A 19,902-nucleotide genomic window follows, 5' to 3' on the forward strand; every position below is an offset into this window, starting at 1 on the left:
CTCTATGATAAACAAAAAATCCCCGACATTACTGCCGGGGATTTTAATAAATATAAATAACGATTACTAATTTTAGAAATCGAAAGTATAGAATTTATCCCAGAATAATTGAGTTTCTGGTGCATCCCCTCCAATTGCTGAAGCAGCTGCATCATAGTTTGTTCCATTTAGTGTTTGCTCACCTACTGGATACGTATATCTCACTGGGTAACCTGATTGAGCACTAGTTGGTTCAACAAGAATTGGGTAATCTAATCTTCTAACAGAAAGGTATGAAGCAAAAGATCTGTTGTAAAGACCTAACCATGCTTGAGTACCTATAACCATTTTCCATTTTGGAGTAGAAGTACTAGCAGCGATTGCAGAAGCATAATCAACTTCTGGCTTTGCTAAGTAAGATGCTACATCTCCAACATTCCAAAAATCGAAAGATGCAGTGATAGCAGCTATATAGTGACTTTCAGCGTTACCACCAACAGCATATCCTCTTTCAGCAGCTTCTGCTAATAAGAATTCTACTTCATCATAAGACATGATCACACCTGGCTCAGAAGGGTTAACGATACGATCAGATACATGAGAATGAGTTGCATAAGAAGATCTACTTCCTATTACACCACCTACATAAACACCATCTACATCTGTAAAGTAAGCAGGTCTACGTGGGTCTTCAAGAGCATTCATCATATCGATAATAGTTGCGCCAGCAACATAATCATTACGACCACTCAATACTAAGTTGTTGTTCATAGGATTGTTGTTTGGAGCAGCATTTCTGTATTTGTATGTTGCATTATCAGCATTACTAGCAAATACACCGCTTGTATAAGCAGACTCTACTGTTGACTTAGATAGTGCAGCATTCTCATCAGCAATCATGATTCCCATACGTAGTTTTAAAGAGTTTGCAAACATTTTCCATTTTGCAACATTTCCAGAGTACATAAGGTCTTCAGAATTTTCAAAACTATTTAAACTAGTATTCATCGTATTAATTGCAACATCTAATCTTGCAAGTAAATCATAATATACAGTCTGTGCATCGTCATACTTAGGCAATAGATTATCGATATCTAAAGCTTCAGAGTAAGGAATATCACCATACGTTTCAACCAAGTTACTATATGCGTAAACAGTTAAAACTTCAACAATTGCTTGCTTATTAGGCTTTCTTCCGTTTAACTCATCTGTAAGGTATGTAGTACCCTCAATAATTTTAGATGCTTCATCTAAATCTTTTAACACATCACGATAAAATACTCTCCAATGGTTATCAGGAATAGAACGTGTTACTTGATTGTATCTACTTTCGTCTGTATAAGTAGTTTCCTGTAATTGTTGCGTCCACAACCTTAGGTTGTTTAAGTTAACGTTAGGAGTAACTACCTGATCAGCAAGTTGCTTTTGTGCGGAAGCGAATAAACTTTCCCCACTCACACTTGAAGGATCTTTTACATTCTCATTCAGATCTTCAAGATTATCTGAACATGACACGGCCATAATTGCCGCTGTTAATATTAATATCAGTTTCTTCATTTTTTCTATATATTAAAATTGTGCTTTAATGTTAAACCCGTAATCTTGGGTAGTTGGCAATGCACCAGTACTATAACCTTGTAAGTTACCTGAGCTCAAACCTGATTCTGGATCAGCGTATGGCATGTTTTTATCGATAATCCAAAGGTTAGAACCTGAAACGCTAAACTGAAGTCCAGTCATAAAAGTGTTCTCTAAGAATTTAGATGGCAACGTATAAGCTAAAGATACTTGACGTAGTTTAATATAACTAGCATCGTACACAAACTCTGAGTTTGGTAAAGCAGCATATCCAAAACCACTAAAACTGTTAGCATCTGTTCTAGTTGTGTTTACTGAGCCATCAGGATTAACACCTGGGTTAATGTAACCACCACCATCTGCTAATGTATTTCTTACTGGGTTTCCTAAATCATTTATGTATGAAGTATTGGCGTATACACCAGTAGCTTGGCCATAATATTGATCTAACGAGAATACACTTCCACCTTCTTGAATATCGATAAGGAAGCTAAAAGAAAGGTTTTTGTATGTAAAAGTATTTGTAATACCTGCTAACCAATCTGGGTTAGTATCCCCGATAATGTTATTTGAAGTAGCTGTTGGAATGTAACGTCCAGAATCTGGATCAACTACTTTCTGCCCATTCAAATAGGTGTAATCTTGTCCGTAAATAACTCCGTAAGGTTGTCCTACTACAGCGTTAACTGTTACACCTCCTTGGAAGCTACCTAACTGAAGTGTTTCAATTCCATCAGCAAGAGAAAGTACTGTGTTCTCGTTTTGAGACCAGTTTACATTAATACCCCAAGTAAAGTTTTCATTTTTAATTGGCATACCGTTTAAAGATACCTCGATACCTTTGTTTTCAATTTCACCAGCATTAAGAAGCTTTGAAGTATATCCTGTTGCAGAAGATACTGGCGCAGCTATAATCTGGTCAATAGAGTTTGATTTGTAGTAAGAAACATCAAAACCTAAACGGTTGTTAACAAAACGCATTTCAAGACCTGCTTCATAACTTGTTGTAATCTCAGGCTTAAGTAATGGGTTGTTTTTTCTGTTTGGAATAGAAGTACCAATATCATTATTAATGTTATAGGTATCAATTAATCTATCAAACGGAGCACCGTTTCCTACTTCAGCATAGTTTACACGTAATTTACCAAAGCTAATAGCATTCGAGTTAAGTAATTTACTAAACACGAAACTTGTAGAAACAGAAGGGTAGAAGAATGCGCTATCATCTACTGGTAAAGTTGAGAAATTATCTCTTCTTATGGTACCATCTAAATAAACTACGTTTCCAAAACCAAATGAAGCACTAGCATAAATACCATCAACTCCAATCTTTTCTGCTTGTTCTACTGGGCGTGGGTTTGCTGCAACAGTATTCTGTAATGAATAAAGTCCTGGTACAATTAAACCACCCGATGTAGAAGAAGTTAATGAATTAAATTCATTTCTTCTTACGTTAGTTCCTAAAATACCAGAAAAACTAATCTTCTCAGAAATATCAGTATTAAAGTTAAACATTAAGTCGTAGTTAGTTTCAGTAGCAGTAATATCTCTTCTTAAATAACCAGAGTCAACGTTTCCACGTGTAACACCAAATGTAGTAGCAACAGAACCTACCGCTCTACGCTCTTCTTGAGATTCACTGTAAGTATCTGTAGAAACCCTACCTGTAACGCTTACCCAATCAGCCAATTCATAGTTTAATTCAAAATTCCCTATAAAACGGTTTCTTGTATCATTCTGATAGTTTTCGTAACGTGTCCAGTATGGATTATCCCAGTACAATGGAGCAGAACCAATTGCAGAAGTTGCAGGGTTCCAAGTTACGTTTCGCTTTGTTGCCAAGTAAATATCTCTTTGAGCGTGAAGGTCTGTACTTGTAGACCACCATTGCTTCATGTTACCAACAACGTTATCGTTATAACCTGTAGAGTTACGCCCCAAAGCATCTGTTTTAATATAATTAGCAAAACCAGTTACAGATATTTTATCTGAAACATCATAAGTACCACTAAAGATAAAGTTATGTCTATCTAATGTACTGTTTGGCATCAATCCTGATTGATCTAATTTTGTATAAGACAAACGGTAAGATCCGTTATCCATTCCATTCGTAATCGAAATAGAGTTTGTTAAAGTTACTGGAGTTTCAAAAAAGGACAATGGTCCATTTTCGGCAGCAACATAAGGAGTTTTTCTTAAGTAATTTGGAGAATCTGGATCAAATGAATCCCACTGATAGATGTAAAGGTTTGGATCGAATGCTGGTCCGTATGAAGCATCATCCCCATAGTTTCCAACTTGATCGTCGTTTCCATCACCATCTATATCTTCAAAAGTAAAATAGTCATCACCGTAACCAGGTCCATATTGGTTCTGGTATTCCGCAAACGTACTCTTGTCGATAAAACCTACTTGCGCATTAGAGTTAATTGTAACGCCAAGACCTTTTCCTTTTTTACCTTTCTTGGTAGTAATAATAATTACCCCGTTAGCCGCACGTGAACCATAAAGTGCAGATGCCGCAGCACCTTTAAGCACGTTTACAGACTCAATGTCGTCTGGGTTAATATCCGCAGCAGCATTACCATAATCGTAATAGTTACCCGAAGCTTGAGTTTGTCCAGCTGAATTCGTGTTTCTGTTACTAATTGGAATACCATCAACTACGAAAAGTGCTTGGTTGTCTCCAGTTAATGAAGTATTACCTCTAATAACTACGTTGGTAGAACCACCAAAGTTGTTATTTCTTTTAATTTGAAGACCAGATACTTTTCCAGAAAGGGCATTTGTAAAGTTGTTTCCTTTTACTGTAGCGATATCTTCACCTCCAACTTCTTGCGTTGAGTAACCCAATGATTGTTTTTCACGGGAAACACCAAGTGCAGTTACTACAACCTCGTCCAATGCTGAACCAGCTTGCATAGCAACATCAATCTTATTTGAAGCCCCAACAGCAATCTCTTGAGTTTCAAATCCTACATAACTATAAACAAGTGTTTGTCCCGTAGCAGCGTTAATGGTGTAATTACCATCAAAATCAGACTGTGTTCCAGTACTTGTACCTTTTATTATTATGTTAACTCCTGGAAGAGGTAAGCCCGTGTCATCGGCTACCGTTCCGGAAATTGTTTTTTCCTGTGCAAAAGCGAGCTGCACAATCAACACTACTAATAGTGTTAAAATTCCACTAAACTTTGTTTTCATTTTTTTGTTTGTTTGAATTAGCACTCCAAAAGTGCCAATAAAATCTTACAATTCCAACTTTTAATGAAAGTAGATTATTAAAATTTTATGAAAAAGTTATTTTAAAACCTCTTAATTTTTAGAAATTTTAAGTTAATTTTTCGCAAAGCGCTGATTTTCTTGGCTTTTTGAATGTGAAATAAAAACAATGTAGAAATCGGAATACGATTGAAAATAAAATAAAAACTTTCAAACATTATAAAAACATCTGTTTGTAGAGCCCAAATAATTGATTTTTCAAGCTTTTAGAGAAAGAATTTTCTTATACCGCCCGCTAAAACAGAGATTAGAGCACATCAAAAGCACCTATTTTCTCCTTAATATAATACTTAAAAAAACCTTATAAAGTACTTGCGCCTTTAAACTGATTAGCCTTGCTTTTAAAAAGCACATTGAAGGTGGTTAAACTTCCATAACAACGTGTAATATACTGCTGTAGATCAATTTTGTCTTGTTCGTCCAATTCTTTGCTGGCGTTAATTTTTTGCTCCATTACACGCAAGCGATCGCGCAACATTACTATTTTATGAAAAAAAGTATCGATTGGAATTTCTTTTGAAGATAAATTTGAATCTGCAGGCTTTAAAATTAGCGTCCCACCCTTCCATTTGTCTGCAATTGGCACAATTTCACTAAAGCCATTCCATTTTTTTAGAATTTCACGTAAGCTTTTTTCAACCTCATAAAAACTTACGGTGTCTACGTCATCTTCTGAAGCTTCAATAATTTCAAAATCATCATCAGTAGGAATTGTTTCAAGTCCATTTTCTATAAATGTAACCCAATACATCTTTGCATTAACATTGGTAACCACACCCTTTCCGTAGTGTGGGTGGTCTATCCGCGAACCGATTCCTAGAATTTGTTTCATGGTGCTTTATTTAGCTCGTAAAAATAAAAAAATGGATCTATTAAAAATTTAAAAGTCAAACGATTTTTTTTCAAAATAAAAAATCATCCAAACTTTATATCTGGATGATTTTATAAAAGACAGCAACGGTAAGCTACGTCTCGATAAAGCTAATACTTATTGTTTATGATCGTCAATAACCTGCTGGTCACGGTATTTACAACAAGGGTCTATTTCATTATAAACCGCATCTTCAGCTTTTATATCCTGCGTATCGTGACCGCTATCTGCGATGCTTTGCTGAATTGTAGCTAAATCTGTTTTTGTTTCATTGTAAATAAGACTTAATTGATGCGTATCCAAATCCCAACTAGCAGATTTAACACCCTTAGCTTTAATAGAAGCTTTTTCAATACGCTCTTTACACATGCCACATACACCATCAACCTCTATTGTGGCTTTGGCGTTTTTGTTTTGAGCAAAACCAGTTGCTCCAATAAATACAAATACTAAAATTGCAAGTACTTTTTTCATAAGTGTTGTTTTAAAAATTTAAAAGTTAATTAATACGGTATCGCAACCCTGCGAAATATGAACTTCCAAAAATAGGACCATAAACATACGTTGTATCAAAACGTGAGCCAAATGGATCATCGCTTCCTATTATTGGATTATCTTGTTTTACATTGGTAATGTTTTCACCGCCAATATATATTTCAAAATTAGGCGAAAAAACTTTAGTTATCTGCGCATTCACAGTAGAAACACTTGGTGAAAACTGCGAAAGGCCTATGGAATTTAAATAACTTTCTGTTGAAGCAAATCGTTGTGCTCCCAGATAATTAAAGGTAGCATCAAACTTCCAATTTCCACCCTTTGTATTTTGATGGGTTTGAAACGAAGCATTTGCAAAAAAACGATGGTTTGGCGTTAAAGGGTTTTTCTTTTTTCCACTTATATAAGTAGTTTCTACATCGTAGTATTTATATGCCAACCGCATATCGAAATGCTTAAATAGGTTGTAATTAAACTCCACTTGATAGTTATTAGAATAACTTTCGCCCGCTAAATTATAAAAATTTATTTCAGTTGGGTTTTCCCAATCAGCGACTATCTGGTTTACAAAATCGGTTCTATAAAAATCTAAGGTTACGTCTGCCTTTCTTCCAAAAAGGTTAAACCCTTGCATATACGAAACTCCATAATTCCATGCAATTTCAGGATCTAAACCATAAATATTCCCTCCATTTCCAAAAATATTTAAGCTTCGTGAAGTTGCAAACAAACTTTGATTCTCTGTAAAAATATTCGCACTACGTTTTCCTCTTCCTGCAGAAATTCTAAATGCAGATTTGTTCCAAGGCGAGTAACGCAAATGAAATCGTGGCGTAATAAAAGCTCCCAGTCTATTGTGAACATCACCCCTGATACCTACACTAAAATTTAAATCGTCTAAGTTGTCAAAATTGTACTCAAAAAATGCGCCTACCGAATTTTCAATTCTGTTAAAGTTTTCCGTCAGCACCACTTCTTCATAGCCATCATAAGTTACATTTAACCCCGTTTTAACCTTATGGCGTGAATCGCTAATTATTGAATTATAAAGCAGTTTTCCGTACAAACTATTATGCAAAATAGCATATTCGTTTAACCCAAAATAAGATTGCTGATTGTGACGGCTGTATGCTACTTGCACCCCTCCTGTTTGCCAAGGCACATCTGGATTTACAAATCCGAAATTCCCGGAAACATCAAAACGTTCTGTTTTTATTTCACTCCCCCAAGCAGTTGTTGTACCACGATCTGTATCTGGGTTAAAAAAGGTTTGCCCTGTTTGTTTCTCATCATTCAAATATCTAAAATTAACAAAGCCCACATAGCCCTTTTCTTGATCGATGTATTGCCAACGGTTCATCACATTTACTTGTTGCATTAATGGCGCATCAAGAAAAGTATCGTCATTTTTATCAAATTCAGTTTTTCGCATGTTTCCATGCACATACACACCAGTACTCCAACGCTCGCTAACCTTGGTGTTTAAATGTGTGTTTAACTCAAACCGGCCATTTTCAGCCCCGTAAGCGTTTACAAAAAATTTATCGTCGGAAAGTGGTTTTTGAAGCTCAGCATTAATCTGCCCAGCAATACTTTCATATCCATTTACCACACTTCCTGCACCTTTAGTAATCTGAATACTCTCCACCCAAGTTCCAGGGATAAAACTCAACCCATATGCTTGGGAAGCGCCACGAATATTAGGTACATTTTCAGTAGTAATTAAAATATAGGGACTTGTAAGCCCAAGCATTTTTATTTGCCTTGTTCCCGAAATGGCGTCGGCAAAATTTACATCGATAGAAGGGTTTGTTTCAAAACTTTCCGCAAGATTGCAGCAAGCAGCTTTTAAAAGCTCATCGCTGCTTACATTTAGCACATTCGTAGCTTGAATATACGAACGCGAAGTGGATTGTTGTCTTGCAGTAACCACAACCTCATCTAAATTGGCTTTAGATTTTAAAGAATGTGTTATTTTTCGAGGCACATTTACAGAAATTGTATCTGTTTCATATCCCACATAACTTACAACCAATTTTTTATACTCTGGTTTATAAGAAATTTCAAAATTACCATCAAAATCGCTTACGGTTCCTTCGGAAGTATGTAGCCAGTAAATATTTGCCCCTGAAAGTGGAACTTCTTTATTATCAATATTTTCAGTAATATTTCCCTTTATTTTTTCCTGTGAAAAAACACACAGCGGAAGTATAAAGAGTATATATAATAGATTTTTCATTTAAAATATATTTAGCAACATAGTAATTGCCGTTAGTAACAAAATTATGTTTTCAACAAAAGTGACCATCTTCAAATGCAGTTTTAATGCAGGTATAAGACAGGCACGTTTTTTTACCAAAGTGCGATTGTGCTTATCCAAAAAATTAAAAGGGGGCACTATACATATACACTTCATGCAAATGAAGTGTAATCGCCAAAATATATTAAAATCAAATCAGGAAGGTCTCGTACAGAATATTAAAATCCTGTTCGAGTGGTGGCGGACTATAATCCGCGAAGAAAAATTTTTGAGCGGAAGTAATTGCTACTTCCTTTAAAATAAATACCGAAACGAACGTTGCTACAAATGCTTTGTTGATTTTTAAATCAAAGGAAGCTTTTGCGAAACTATCGTCTATTTTTATTTTAGTGATATGGTTTTTGCAGCAGTGATTGTCTTCACCAACGACATTGTTTTCACTACAGCCTGTAGCCTCAACATCCATTTCCCCACAGGAAAGTTGCTTTTCGCCAAAAGTAATTTCAGAAGCCATTTCCATACCACTACAAAAATGCTGCGCATAGGCTACTCCAGAAGTACTGGCAAGCATCAATACTGATAGAAATATGGAAATGAGTTTTTTCATATGTTATAAAAAGCCTTTAAAAGTTAGAATCAGCCTTCTTAAAATTATTTTACCTCAGCAGCAACACGCCCACATTTTAGCATTTTATCTCCAAAATAAGGGTTTAAGATATCTTTACTACTGCTAATCCAATAAGCTCCCGTATTATTAAAAGCCATTGGGCAGTACTGTTTGTATAATGTTCCAGATGTCAATGTTCCTACTAACATTGCCTCAAGCCCAGTGCTCACAGCTTGAAAATGTGTTCTTTGCACCTCTATATCATTTGATTCAGCCATTGCAGCAATAGCACTTTTAGCAGCAGCATCAACTTCAGCCGTTTCTACTAATGCTTGTAATTTGGCAGCTTCAGCAACCGTTTTTTCAGCATCTGTATTAACCAATGCTGCTTCAACTTGTAAATATTGATTAAATATAGCAGCTATTTGTGGATCATTAAATTCTGCTTCGGTTTTAGCAAGTTCATAGGTTTCTGACACAGTAGTAGCAACAGTTACAACCTCTGGCTCATTTTGTTGTGTACTATTTTTACAAGAAGAAATTGAAAATGCTACGAAGGCAAAAAGAATTAGACATGATTTTTTCATAATTGAATTTAATGTTTAAGTATACAAAGATATTAAAATTCAGTGGGATTTGTATTTCTGAAAATAAAATGCTGGGAGTAAAATTAGCAAGAACAATGGTTGAATTAAAAACCGTCGTACATAAAACAAAATTAAATGGCCCCCAACTTCTTCTGAAGTAAAAATAATAAAACCGAAAACTATAAAAAATATAAAGAAAAGCAAGCAATATAAAAGCGCAGAAATCTTTACCACTTCTTTATTCTTAAAAACCACCCAAAGTATTGCAATAGAAATAATTGTATTCATAAAAAATCGTAAGAAAACACCAAAATGCAAGGCTAAAACATCCATTTTAGGAAGTGCTGCGGTTTTGTATGCTCCTTTAAAAAAGACTAAAAGTGGATCGTAAAAAAGAGAATTCTCAAACGCCCGAATTAACACTAACAAAATTGCAAGTAGCAGTATGATTCCTATCGTTAAAAGCCTTTTCATTTTTTAGAGACTTGACTTAACATCCGCACCCAAACCATCCATAAAATAAAGACGATACCATAAATAACCCCAGGGAAAACCACCGAATGGAGCAAGTTTTCATGTTCTGGAAATTTATGCAAAGCCACCACAAGAAAAGCAATACGGAGAATATTTACTATATATATAAGCACTATGCCAGAGAAAATAAATAAAAATGTTTTTTTAAATTTTTCTGAAAAAGCGATGATAAAAGCAACAAATAAAATTAAAACACTAATAGAATTACAACCTTCTACTATGCTAACACTATACTCGTTATTAATTGTCAGCAACATTGCATTATCTATTTGGCCTGGACTTAATGTTGAATTATAACCAAAACCAGCTAGAACTGCTGAACTTTGTTCAGCCACAAGATTTGTGATAAAATCAGGGAAATACGCGCCAGCTTCCGAGGTTTTTAAATAAATAGAATACAAAATACCAAGCACCAAATAAGTTCCTAAAAAAAGAGCAACAAACTGTACTACGGTTTTATATTTATTAAAAAGATTCTTCAAAAATTACGTTTCTGTTTTTAACAAAAATACAGGATTTGTTGTTGGTGTATGTAAACGTTTTGAAATACTTTTACCCAACTAATTAAGACATTTAAAAACACCATGCTTTTTTCACATTTAAAACCGAAGCTAAAAAACATTTTAGCAAATACACAAAAAACCAAAGAACACCTATTAACAGAGGTTTGTGAGCTTTTGGAAGCAAATGTTACTTACTACGATTGGGTTGGGTTTTATTTCGCCAACCACACCGAAAAAACACTTCATTTAAAGGCTTTTGCTGGCGAACCTACAGACCATACTGTTATTCCATTTGGAAAAGGAATTTGCGGACAAGTAGCCGTTTCTAATTCAAATTTTGTGGTGCCAGACGTTAAGGCGCAAGACAATTACATTGCGTGTAGCATTACCGTAAAGGCTGAACTAGTAGTTCCGTTATTTAAAAATGGAGAAAATATTGGACAAATAGACATAGATTCAAACACCGCCGATCCTTTTACAGAAGAAGATGAACGTTTTTTAGAATGGGTAAACGAAGAAGTTGCGAAGATTCTTTAGCAATAAGTTAATCTGTTTGCACAACCTACATTCCCGTTCTAATTGCTTCAACCGGGTCTAATTTTGAAGCTGAAATAGCTGGGAGAATACCCGATATTAATCCAATAGCAGCGCTAATTGCAGTTCCAATAAACATATTCCAAGGAGAGAGTACAAACTCAAAATCGCCTGTAAACTGGGAGGCAATTATAGAAACGATAAACACCAAAAACAATCCTATTAAACCGCCGATTACAGCAAGAATAATTGCTTCAAACAAAAATTGAAACAAAATAAATTTATTTTTCGCCCCCAAAGACTTCTGAATTCCAATTAAATTGGTGCGTTCTTTTACGCTTACAAACATAATATTCGCAATCCCAAAACCACCTACTAGCAATGAAAACCCACTAATTATAAGCCCGATAACATTCATACTTCCTGTAATGTTATCAATAAAATCAGTAAATCCCTGCATTTGGTTAACAAAGAAATTGCTTATTTCGTCTGGTTTTAAACCCCGTTTTATACGAAGCTGTTGTGTAAGCATTGCTATAAATTCTGCGTTATCAACTCCTTTTTCAGGCTTAATTACAATCTGCGGAAAGGTGTTTTTATTATTATCACCATACATTCTTCGCACTACATTTACAGGGAGCCAAGCCGTTGTATCTTTTGAATTTCCAAACAAGCCAGCGCCTTCTTTTTCTAAAACTCCAATAACATTAAATTTTCTGCCATAAATACGCACTTCTTTTCCTATAGCATTTGGAGCACCTCCAAATAGTTTATGAGCAATTTCATAGCCTAAAACCACCACCATAGAACCGCTATTTGACTCAGATCCATTAAAGAACCTACCTTCATCTAGCTTTAATTCTTCAATATCATAATAACTATCTGTTACTGCACCAATAGGCACATTGTCCACTTGGCTATCTTCGTATTTTATATTTTCATTAGGAACATTCAGCGTAAAAGTTGCGGCTTCAATATTGGGGGTATTGCGTTCAAGATATTGGTATTCATCAAATGAAACATCTGGAAATTGTTGCCATTTCCAACGTGGAATATCTGTTGGCCCAAAATTGAAGCGCATAATAATAATTGTACTATTATCTAAACCACTTACACTTCCTTCAATCTCTTGTTTTAAGGAATCTACCGCAGCCAAAACCGCTATGATTGAAAAAATACCAATCGTTACCCCAACCAATGAAAGAAAAGTCCGCAGCTTATTGTTTCGCAACGCATTGAGCGCAAAATTGAAACTCTCCTTTAAAACTCGAAAATATATTAGCATTTACTCTTGTAGATTAATGATTTTAAACATTTAAACAATCTGCTTAAACATTTCTCAAAAAAATGCAGCCGAAAGGTTGATAAATTTATAAAAAGTAAGACGTTTTCTCTTTGCTTATGTTACAAATTTACTATTCAATTATGTATTTTTGCACCTTAATTTTCCATAATGAACCATTCTAAAAAGATTACCTCTGCCTTAATTTCAGTTTTTAGCAAAGAAGGACTTGCGCCAATCGTTAAAAAACTAAACGAACAAAACGTAACAATATACTCCACTGGAGGCACCCAAAAATTTATCAACGATCTTGGAATCGATGTAATTGCGGTAGAAACAATAACCGATTACCCATCCATTTTGGGCGGTCGTGTAAAAACGCTACACCCAAAAATTTTTGGCGGAATCCTTAACAGACAAGAAAACGAAAGTGATGTTGCTGAAATGGCGGAATACAACATTCCCCAAATTGATGCGGTAATTGTAGATTTATATCCTTTTGAAAAAACAGTTGCTTCTGGTGCTTCCGAAGCAGCTATTATTGAGAAAATTGATATTGGAGGCATTTCTTTAATTCGGGCTACTGCCAAAAACTTCAAAGATACCATCTGCGTTTCTTCGGTTGATGATTATGCTGAATTTTTAGCTTTAATATCAGAAAATGATGGTGCGATTTCCCTGAAAGACCGCAAGCGTTTTGCGGCAAAAGCCTTCAATGTTTCTTCTAATTACGATACAGCTATTTTCAATTATTTTAATACAGAAGAAAAATTACCAGCTTTCAAGCTAAGTGAAACCAACGGGCAAGCACTTCGGTATGGTGAAAATCCACACCAAAAAGGTTTTTTCTTTGGAAATTTTGATGAAATGTTCACAAAACTTCACGGAAAAGAATTGAGTTACAACAACCTATTAGATGTTGATGCCGCTGTAAATTTGATGAATGAGTTTAAAGGTGAAGCCCCAACATTTGCAATACTAAAACACAACAACGCTTGTGGAATAGCGCAACGCGAAACTATTCAACAAGCGTATTTAGCAGCTTTGGCAGGTGACTCTGTTTCAGCTTTTGGAGGAATTTTAATTAGCAACGTGGAAATTGACGAAGCTACCGCCAACGAAATTCACACACTTTTTTGCGAAGTAGTTATATCGCCTTCTTTTTCAGAGAAAGCTCTCGAAATTTTAAAAGGGAAAAAGAATAGAATTTTATTAATTCAGAAAGACCTCGCACTACCCGCCACAACCTTGAGAACTTGCTTAAATGGTGTTTTAGTACAAGACAAAGACAATCGTACCGATAGCGCTGAAATTTTAACGCATGCAACAAACAATAAACCCAAGCCTGAGGAGTTAGAAGATTTGATATTTGCTTCAAAAATTTGCAAGCATACAAAATCAAATACTATCGTTTTAGCTAAAGGAAAGCAACTTTGCGCTAGCGGCACCGGCCAAACAAGCCGTGTAGACGCATTGCGCCAAGCCATTGAAAAAGCAAAAGCATTTAATTTTAACCTTGAAGGTGCTGTAATGGCAAGTGATGCTTTTTTTCCGTTTCCAGATTGTGTGGAAATTGCTTACAATGCAGGTATCAAAGCCGTAATCCAACCAGGAGGATCCATAAAAGATCAACTAAGCATTGATTATTGCAACGATACTAAAATGGCAATGGTATTTACAGGAACACGTCATTTTAAGCATTAAATTTTAGTACATTTGTTAAGACCAAACCTAACGCATTAACTCTCAATAGCACGAATTATATAAAATATGGGATTTTTTGACTTCCTAACTGAAGAAATAGCCATTGACCTTGGTACCGCAAACACACTTATTATTCATAATGACAAAGTGGTTGTAGATGCACCATCTATTGTGGCACGCGACCGTACAACCGGTAAGATAATCGCTGTGGGCCGTGAAGCTGCAATGATGCAAGGAAAAACCCACGAAAACATTAAGACCATACGTCCGTTAAAAGATGGTGTAATTGCAGATTTTGACGCAAGTGAAAAAATGATAAACATGTTTATCAGCGATATCCCGGCGTTAAAGAAAAGGTGGCTAAAACCTTCTTTAAGAATGGTAATCTGTATTCCCAGTGGTATTACCGAAGTGGAAATGCGAGCTGTAAAAGAGAGTGCTGAACGCGTTAATGGAAAAGAAGTTTACCTTATCCACGAACCCATGGCAGCAGCTATTGGTATAGGCGTCGATATTATGCAACCAAAAGGAAATATGGTTGTAGATATAGGGGGTGGAACTACCGAAATTGCTGTAATCGCTTTAGGTGGGATTGTTTGCGATAAATCAATAAAAATTGCTGGAGACGTTTTCACCAACGACATTGTATACTATATGCGTACCCAACACAACCTTTATGTTGGGGAACGAACTGCCGAAAAAATAAAAATACAAATTGGTGCAGCCACGGAAGATTTGGAGCTTCCTCCAGATGAAATGGATGTACAAGGTCGTGATTTGCTAACAGGGAAACCTAAGCAAGTACAGACTTCATATAGAGAAATCGCAAAAGCGTTAGACAAATCAATACTGCGCATTGAAGATGCGGTTATGGAAACACTTTCGCAAACGCCACCAGAACTTGCAGCAGATATTTACAACACAGGAATTTATCTTGCAGGAGGTGGATCTATGCTTCGCGGTTTAGACAAAAGGCTTTCACAAAAAACAGATTTACCTGTTTATATTGCTGAAGACCCTTTGCGCGCCGTAGTTCGTGGAACTGGAATTTGCTTAAAAAACCTTAATAAGTACAAAAGTGTATTGATTAAATAACTTTTGGGAGAATACAATTTCACCAAAATTTATTAATAAGAATAGTTGCCCTTTTATGGCGTTGCTCCAATTAGAAAGCAGAATACTTTAACCACACACAGCAATGCAACAGATTATATTCTTCTTTATTCGGAATAAAAACTTCCTGTTCTTTATTGTGCTGTTTACTATTTCTATAGCACTCACAATACAAACGCATAATTATCACAACGCCAAATTTGTCAGCTCTGCCAACTTTTTTACAGGCAGTATTTATAACTTTAGAAATAACATTACCGATTATTTTTCACTAGAAAAAGAAAACAAAAAACTACTGGAAGAAAATGTAATGCTACGAAAAAAAGTTGCGAATTTTCAGAAAACCATTAAACCTAAAAAACTTGACAGCAGTATAATCAGTGCGAAATACGAGTATTTTACGGCACGAGTAATTAATAATAATTATTCAAAAACCAAAAACCACCTAACCTTAGATATCGGAAAAAAAGACAGCTTAAAAATTGATTTAGGCGTTATTTCTTCAAAAGGAATTATTGGAATTGTCAGCGATGTATCTGAAAATTATTCTACCGTGCAATCTATTTTAAACACACAAAGTAGAATAAACGCAAAGCATAAAATATCTGGTCATTTTGGTTCGCTTAAATGGGACACCAAGGATCCAAATGTTGTCCAATTAGTTGATATCCCTCGCCTAGCAAAGCTAAAAAAAGGCGATACAATTATTACTGGCGGCCGCTCTACTATTTTCCCTGAAGGGGTCTTAATTGGTGCTGTAAAGGATTTTCATTTGGATGCTGATGATAATTATTATTTTGTGAATGTGGCGCTTTTTAATGATATGACCAGCTTAGAGCATGTATATTTAATTGAAAATAAAGACGCCAAAGAAATACTAGAATTGGAGAAAGCTGTGAATGATGAAGAATAATGATATTTTTATAAATAGCGTCCGGTTTATATTTCTGATATTTCTTCAGGTGTTTTTACTAAACAACATCAATCTTTTTGGATATATAAACCCCTACCTCTATCTCTTTTTTATTTTAATGTTTCCACTAGACGGCAGCAAAGGATTATTGATTTTTCTGGGGTTTCTTTTAGGGCTTTCCATAGATATTTTTGAAGATTCAGGAGGCGTACATGCCGCAGCTTGCGCATTTATAGCATACATACGCCCAGTGGTTTTAAAATACTCTTTTGGCGTAAGTTATCAATACAACAGTGTAAAGATTAAAAAAGCCGATATTATGGAAAGGTTTACGTATATTTCATCATTAGTGCTTATGCATCACCTCATTTTATTTTCGCTAGAAATATTTAGCTTTAAGCATATGTTGTTGTTATTAAAATCTACCTTGTTTTCAGGAATATTCACTATCATTCTAGTGTTCTGTACAATGATTTTATTTACCAAAAAGTCTTCATGAGAAAACTTGTTCTAATAGCATTGGTTTTAATTAGCGGAATTCTTTTCGCTGCACGGCTATTTTATTTACAAGTTTATGATGCTTCATCACAGTCGCTTTCAGAAAATAACGCCATAAAGGTAATGTATGATTACCCACAACGCGGTTATATGTTTGATCGTAATAATCAGCTTTTGGTTTCCAATCAACCCTCCTACGATGTAATGGTAATTCCGCGGGACGTAAAACCACTGGACACCTTAGAATTTTGTAGTTTATTGAAAATTTCAAAAGAAAAATTTGAAGAAATACTTCAGAAAGCACGCACCTACTCGCCACGACTGCCTTCAGTAGTAATTCCGCAATTAAACAAAGCAGATTATGCATCCCTCTCAGAAAAAATGTACAAATACGAAGGGTTCTACATTCAAAGAAGGTCGCTTCGTGAATACCAAGTAAATCATTCTGCAAATGTAATGGGCTACATTGCTGAAGTAAACAACGCCATTATTGAAAAAAACCCCTATTATCAAATGGGGGAACTTATTGGCACTGCCGGTGTAGAAAAAGAATATGAAGAAGTGCTTCGCGGTATAAAAGGAGTAAAATATATTCAAAAAGATCGTTTTAACAGAGATATTGGCCCTTATAAAGAGGGTATTTATGACACCCTGCCGGAAGCTGGAAAGGATATTCAGCTAACCATTGATGCCGCACTTCAAAAATATGGGCAAGAGTTAATGACCCACAAACGAGGCGGCATTGTTGCAATCGAACCTGAAACAGGCGAAATATTAGCCTTAATAACCGCTCCTAGCTACGACCCTTCTTTGCTAGTAGGGCGCGATAGGTCTAAAAATTTCACAAAACTATGGTATGACACCATAGAAAAGCCTTTATACGATCGAGTTTTAATGGGAGAATACCCCCCTGGATCACCATTTAAAACCCTTACAGCGCTTGTTGGTCTTCACGAACAAGTTGTAGACACCTTAGATCGGTTTCAGTGTTATCGCGGTTATAGATACGGAAATAGGACTTTAGGCTGTCACTCTCACGCCAGTCCACTATCCATGGTTGGCGGAATAGCAAATAGTTGTAATGCGTATTTCTGTCATGTGTACAAACGGATTATCGATAAATACCCTACTCCACAAGAAGGGATTGATGCATGGCGAAAAGACCTAATGAGTTTTGGCCTCGGAAATTTTTTAGGGTATGACCTCCCTAGTGGGAAAAGAGGTAATATTCCAACCTCTAAATACTATAATAAAGCGCACGATTTTCCAGCCCACAAATGGTCTCCATTAGCAACTATTTCAAACGCAATTGGGCAAGGTGAGGTATTGTTAACCCCAATACAAATGGCAAATTTTACGGCTGCCATTGCCAATCGTGGGTATTATTACACACCTCATATTATCAAAAATATTATTGGTCCAGATACCATCCCGAAAAAATTCAAGGAGAGGCATTATACCAATGTGGCACCAGAAAACTTTAAGCCTGTCATTGAAGGCATGTATCAAGTTTATGAAAAAGGAACTGCTTCTGGCATTAAAATACCAGATATTAAAATATGTGGAAAAACAGGCACTGCCGAAAATTTCACTAAAATAAACGGCAAACGAACACAGCTAACAGATCATTCTATATTTGTAGCTTTTGCCCCTAAAGACAACCCCAAAATAGCAATTGCTGTTTTTGTTGAAAACGGCTATTGGGGTTCGCGTTGGGCAGGACGTATTGCCGGACTTATGATTGAGAAATACCTTAAAGGAGAAATAACCCGTACCGATATGGAAAAATATGTACTGGAAGGAAGTCTTGAAGCAGAATATGCAAAACCATATAGCGGCAAACCATTTTCAATTAATCGTTAATGATAGGAGGCAAAAACTATATGCGCTTGGATTGGTTGATGATTTTTATATTCATCGCCCTTGTAATAATGGGTTGGGTAAACATTTATTCTGCCTCTTTAAGTGATGAAGCAAAAGGTTTTTTTGATTTCGACCAAATCTACGGAAAACAGATGCTTTGGATAGGCTTAAGTTTTGTAATTATCATTTTTATCTTAGCCATTGAATCTAAGTTTTATGAGCGTTTTGCCAGTGTTATCTATATCGTTTCCTTAATAGCTCTTGCAGGGCTTTTCGTTTTTGGAAAAACAATCGCTGGCGCTACTTCTTGGTTTGATTTCGGAGGAATTAGTATCCAGCCAAGTGAATTCGTAAAAGCTACAACAGCCCTTGCACTTGCAAAATACGTAAGCGATATTCAAACAAATCTAACTGAATTTAAAAATCAAATTGGAGCTTTTATCATTCTTGCGCTACCTGCAATTTTGATTATTCTTCAACCTGACCCAGGAAGTGCATTAATTTACGCGGCTTTTATTTTCCCTTTATACCGCGAGGGACTTCATGGGGTGTATTTATTGATTGGCTTTTCTGCCGTTGTGTTATTTGTTTCAACACTTGCTTTTGGAGCAATTTGGGTAGCACTGGCAGTTTTACTTTTGGCTGGTATCTTGTTATTTAGAAATAGAAAAAGACGCCCAGATTTTATAAAATACATCCTGATTGTTGCAGGCTGTATCGTTTTTTCTTTCTCTGTAAGTTATATTTTCGAAAATGTATTTAAACAACACCACCGCGATCGTTTTAATATTCTTTTAGGGAAAGAAGTAGATGCGCGCGGCATTGGTTATAATACAAAACAAAGCGAAATTGCAATTAGCAATGGAGGTTGGTTTGGGAAAGGATGGACCCAAGGAACACAAACAAAAGGTAATTTTGTGCCGGAGCAACATACCGATTATATTTTTAGTACCGTAGGGGAGGAATGGGGCTTTACAGGAAGTATGATTGTGGTTTTGCTATTTGTTGGTCTTATTACAAGAATACTTTTTAGAGCAGAAAAACAAAAAACACAATTCGGAAGAATTTATGGCTATAGCCTTGCTGCAATTTTATTTTTCCACTTTTTCGTGAATATCGGTATGGTTACAGGTATTTTTCCAACCGTAGGGATTCCACTACCTTTCTTTAGTTACGGAGGTTCCGCACTTTGGGGATTTACTATTTTACTTTTTATTTTTGTGAAATTAGACGGAGCTAATCATTACTATACGTAAGAAATTGAAGATATAAATTATAGTAACTACTAATCTACATAGT

Annotated in this window: 17 protein-coding genes; 7 read left to right on the forward strand and 10 right to left on the reverse strand. The window is 35.7% G+C overall.

The features are described 5' to 3' along the window. Positions 1–72 precede the first annotated feature (72 nt). The 9 genes from ABJ955_RS02660 to xrtF all read right to left on the reverse strand — a co-directional run bounded on the left by ABJ955_RS02660 (position 73) and on the right by xrtF (position 10,675). Positions 73–1,536 carry a SusD/RagB family nutrient-binding outer membrane lipoprotein gene (locus tag ABJ955_RS02660; RefSeq protein ID WP_347373056.1) on the reverse strand — a complete coding sequence of 488 codons (1,464 nt, stop codon included), beginning with the start codon at positions 1,534–1,536 and terminating at the stop codon, positions 73–75. A gap of 12 nt (positions 1,537–1,548) precedes the next feature. Next, complete coding sequence (locus ABJ955_RS02665) at positions 1,549–4,761, reverse strand: SusC/RagA family TonB-linked outer membrane protein (RefSeq protein WP_347373057.1); 3,213 nt, start codon at positions 4,759–4,761, stop codon at positions 1,549–1,551. 379 nt (positions 4,762–5,140) lie between these two features. Then, positions 5,141–5,671, reverse strand: coding sequence for a hypothetical protein (locus ABJ955_RS02670; RefSeq protein ID WP_347373058.1), 531 nt, complete (start codon positions 5,669–5,671; stop codon positions 5,141–5,143). Positions 5,672–5,827: 156 nt separating this feature from the next. Beyond that, positions 5,828–6,184, reverse strand: a complete 357-nt coding sequence (locus tag ABJ955_RS02675; protein ID WP_347373059.1) for a heavy-metal-associated domain-containing protein — start codon at positions 6,182–6,184, stop codon at positions 5,828–5,830. Between the two features lie 25 nt (positions 6,185–6,209). Next, entirely contained in the window at positions 6,210–8,444 is a 2,235-nt protein-coding gene (locus tag ABJ955_RS02680) for a TonB-dependent receptor (RefSeq protein ID WP_347373060.1), read from the reverse strand. 211 nt (positions 8,445–8,655) lie between these two features. Then, the gene (locus tag ABJ955_RS02685) at positions 8,656–9,072 is read right to left on the reverse strand and encodes a hypothetical protein (RefSeq protein WP_347373061.1); all 417 of its coding nucleotides are present in this window, start codon (positions 9,070–9,072) and stop codon (positions 8,656–8,658) included. Positions 9,073–9,116: 44 nt separating this feature from the next. After that, entirely contained in the window at positions 9,117–9,659 is a 543-nt protein-coding gene (locus ABJ955_RS02690; RefSeq protein WP_347373062.1) for a DUF3347 domain-containing protein, read from the reverse strand. A gap of 39 nt (positions 9,660–9,698) precedes the next feature. Continuing rightward, entirely contained in the window at positions 9,699–10,133 is a 435-nt protein-coding gene (locus tag ABJ955_RS02695; protein WP_347373063.1) for an exosortase F system-associated protein, read from the reverse strand. Then, positions 10,130–10,675 (reverse strand): exosortase family protein XrtF, encoded by a 546-nt coding sequence (gene xrtF / locus ABJ955_RS02700; protein WP_347373064.1) that lies wholly within the window; start codon positions 10,673–10,675, stop codon positions 10,130–10,132. Before xrtF ends, ABJ955_RS02695 begins: the two co-directional genes overlap by 4 nt. Positions 10,676–10,777: 102 nt before the next feature. On the opposite strand from xrtF, the gene ABJ955_RS02705 reads away from it, so the two are divergent. Next, positions 10,778–11,233, forward strand: a complete 456-nt coding sequence (locus ABJ955_RS02705) for a GAF domain-containing protein (RefSeq protein WP_347373065.1) — start codon at positions 10,778–10,780, stop codon at positions 11,231–11,233. Positions 11,234–11,258: 25 nt separating this feature from the next. Here the strand turns inward: ABJ955_RS02705 and ABJ955_RS02710 are convergent, their stop codons facing one another. Beyond that, positions 11,259–12,515, reverse strand: coding sequence for an ABC transporter permease (locus ABJ955_RS02710; RefSeq protein WP_347373066.1), 1,257 nt, complete (start codon positions 12,513–12,515; stop codon positions 11,259–11,261). A 168-nt stretch (positions 12,516–12,683) separates the two neighbouring features. On the opposite strand from ABJ955_RS02710, the gene purH reads away from it, so the two are divergent. From purH to rodA, 6 genes are all read left to right on the forward strand, one after another. Beyond that, a complete protein-coding gene (gene purH, locus ABJ955_RS02715) occupies positions 12,684–14,216 on the forward strand; it encodes a bifunctional phosphoribosylaminoimidazolecarboxamide formyltransferase/IMP cyclohydrolase (protein ID WP_347373067.1) in 1,533 nt (510 codons plus the stop codon). A 66-nt stretch (positions 14,217–14,282) separates the two neighbouring features. Further along, complete coding sequence (locus ABJ955_RS02720) at positions 14,283–15,311, forward strand: rod shape-determining protein (protein ID WP_111844475.1); 1,029 nt, start codon at positions 14,283–14,285, stop codon at positions 15,309–15,311. A 103-nt stretch (positions 15,312–15,414) separates the two neighbouring features. Next, positions 15,415–16,242 (forward strand): rod shape-determining protein MreC, encoded by an 828-nt coding sequence (gene mreC / locus ABJ955_RS02725; protein ID WP_347373068.1) that lies wholly within the window; start codon positions 15,415–15,417, stop codon positions 16,240–16,242. Next, positions 16,229–16,741 carry a rod shape-determining protein MreD gene (gene mreD, locus ABJ955_RS02730; protein WP_347373069.1) on the forward strand — a complete coding sequence of 171 codons (513 nt, stop codon included), beginning with the start codon at positions 16,229–16,231 and terminating at the stop codon, positions 16,739–16,741. Before mreC ends, mreD begins: the two co-directional genes overlap by 14 nt. Continuing rightward, positions 16,738–18,603, forward strand: coding sequence for a penicillin-binding protein 2 (mrdA, locus tag ABJ955_RS02735; RefSeq protein WP_347373070.1), 1,866 nt, complete (start codon positions 16,738–16,740; stop codon positions 18,601–18,603). Before mreD ends, mrdA begins: the two co-directional genes overlap by 4 nt. Beyond that, entirely contained in the window at positions 18,603–19,859 is a 1,257-nt protein-coding gene (gene rodA, locus ABJ955_RS02740; RefSeq protein WP_347373071.1) for a rod shape-determining protein RodA, read from the forward strand. The genes mrdA and rodA overlap by 1 nt, the downstream gene beginning before the upstream one ends. The last annotated feature ends 43 nt before the right edge of the window (positions 19,860–19,902 follow it).

The sequence above is a fragment of the Aequorivita sp. Q41 genome (assembly GCF_039831855.1).
Classification (GTDB): domain Bacteria; phylum Bacteroidota; class Bacteroidia; order Flavobacteriales; family Flavobacteriaceae; genus Aequorivita.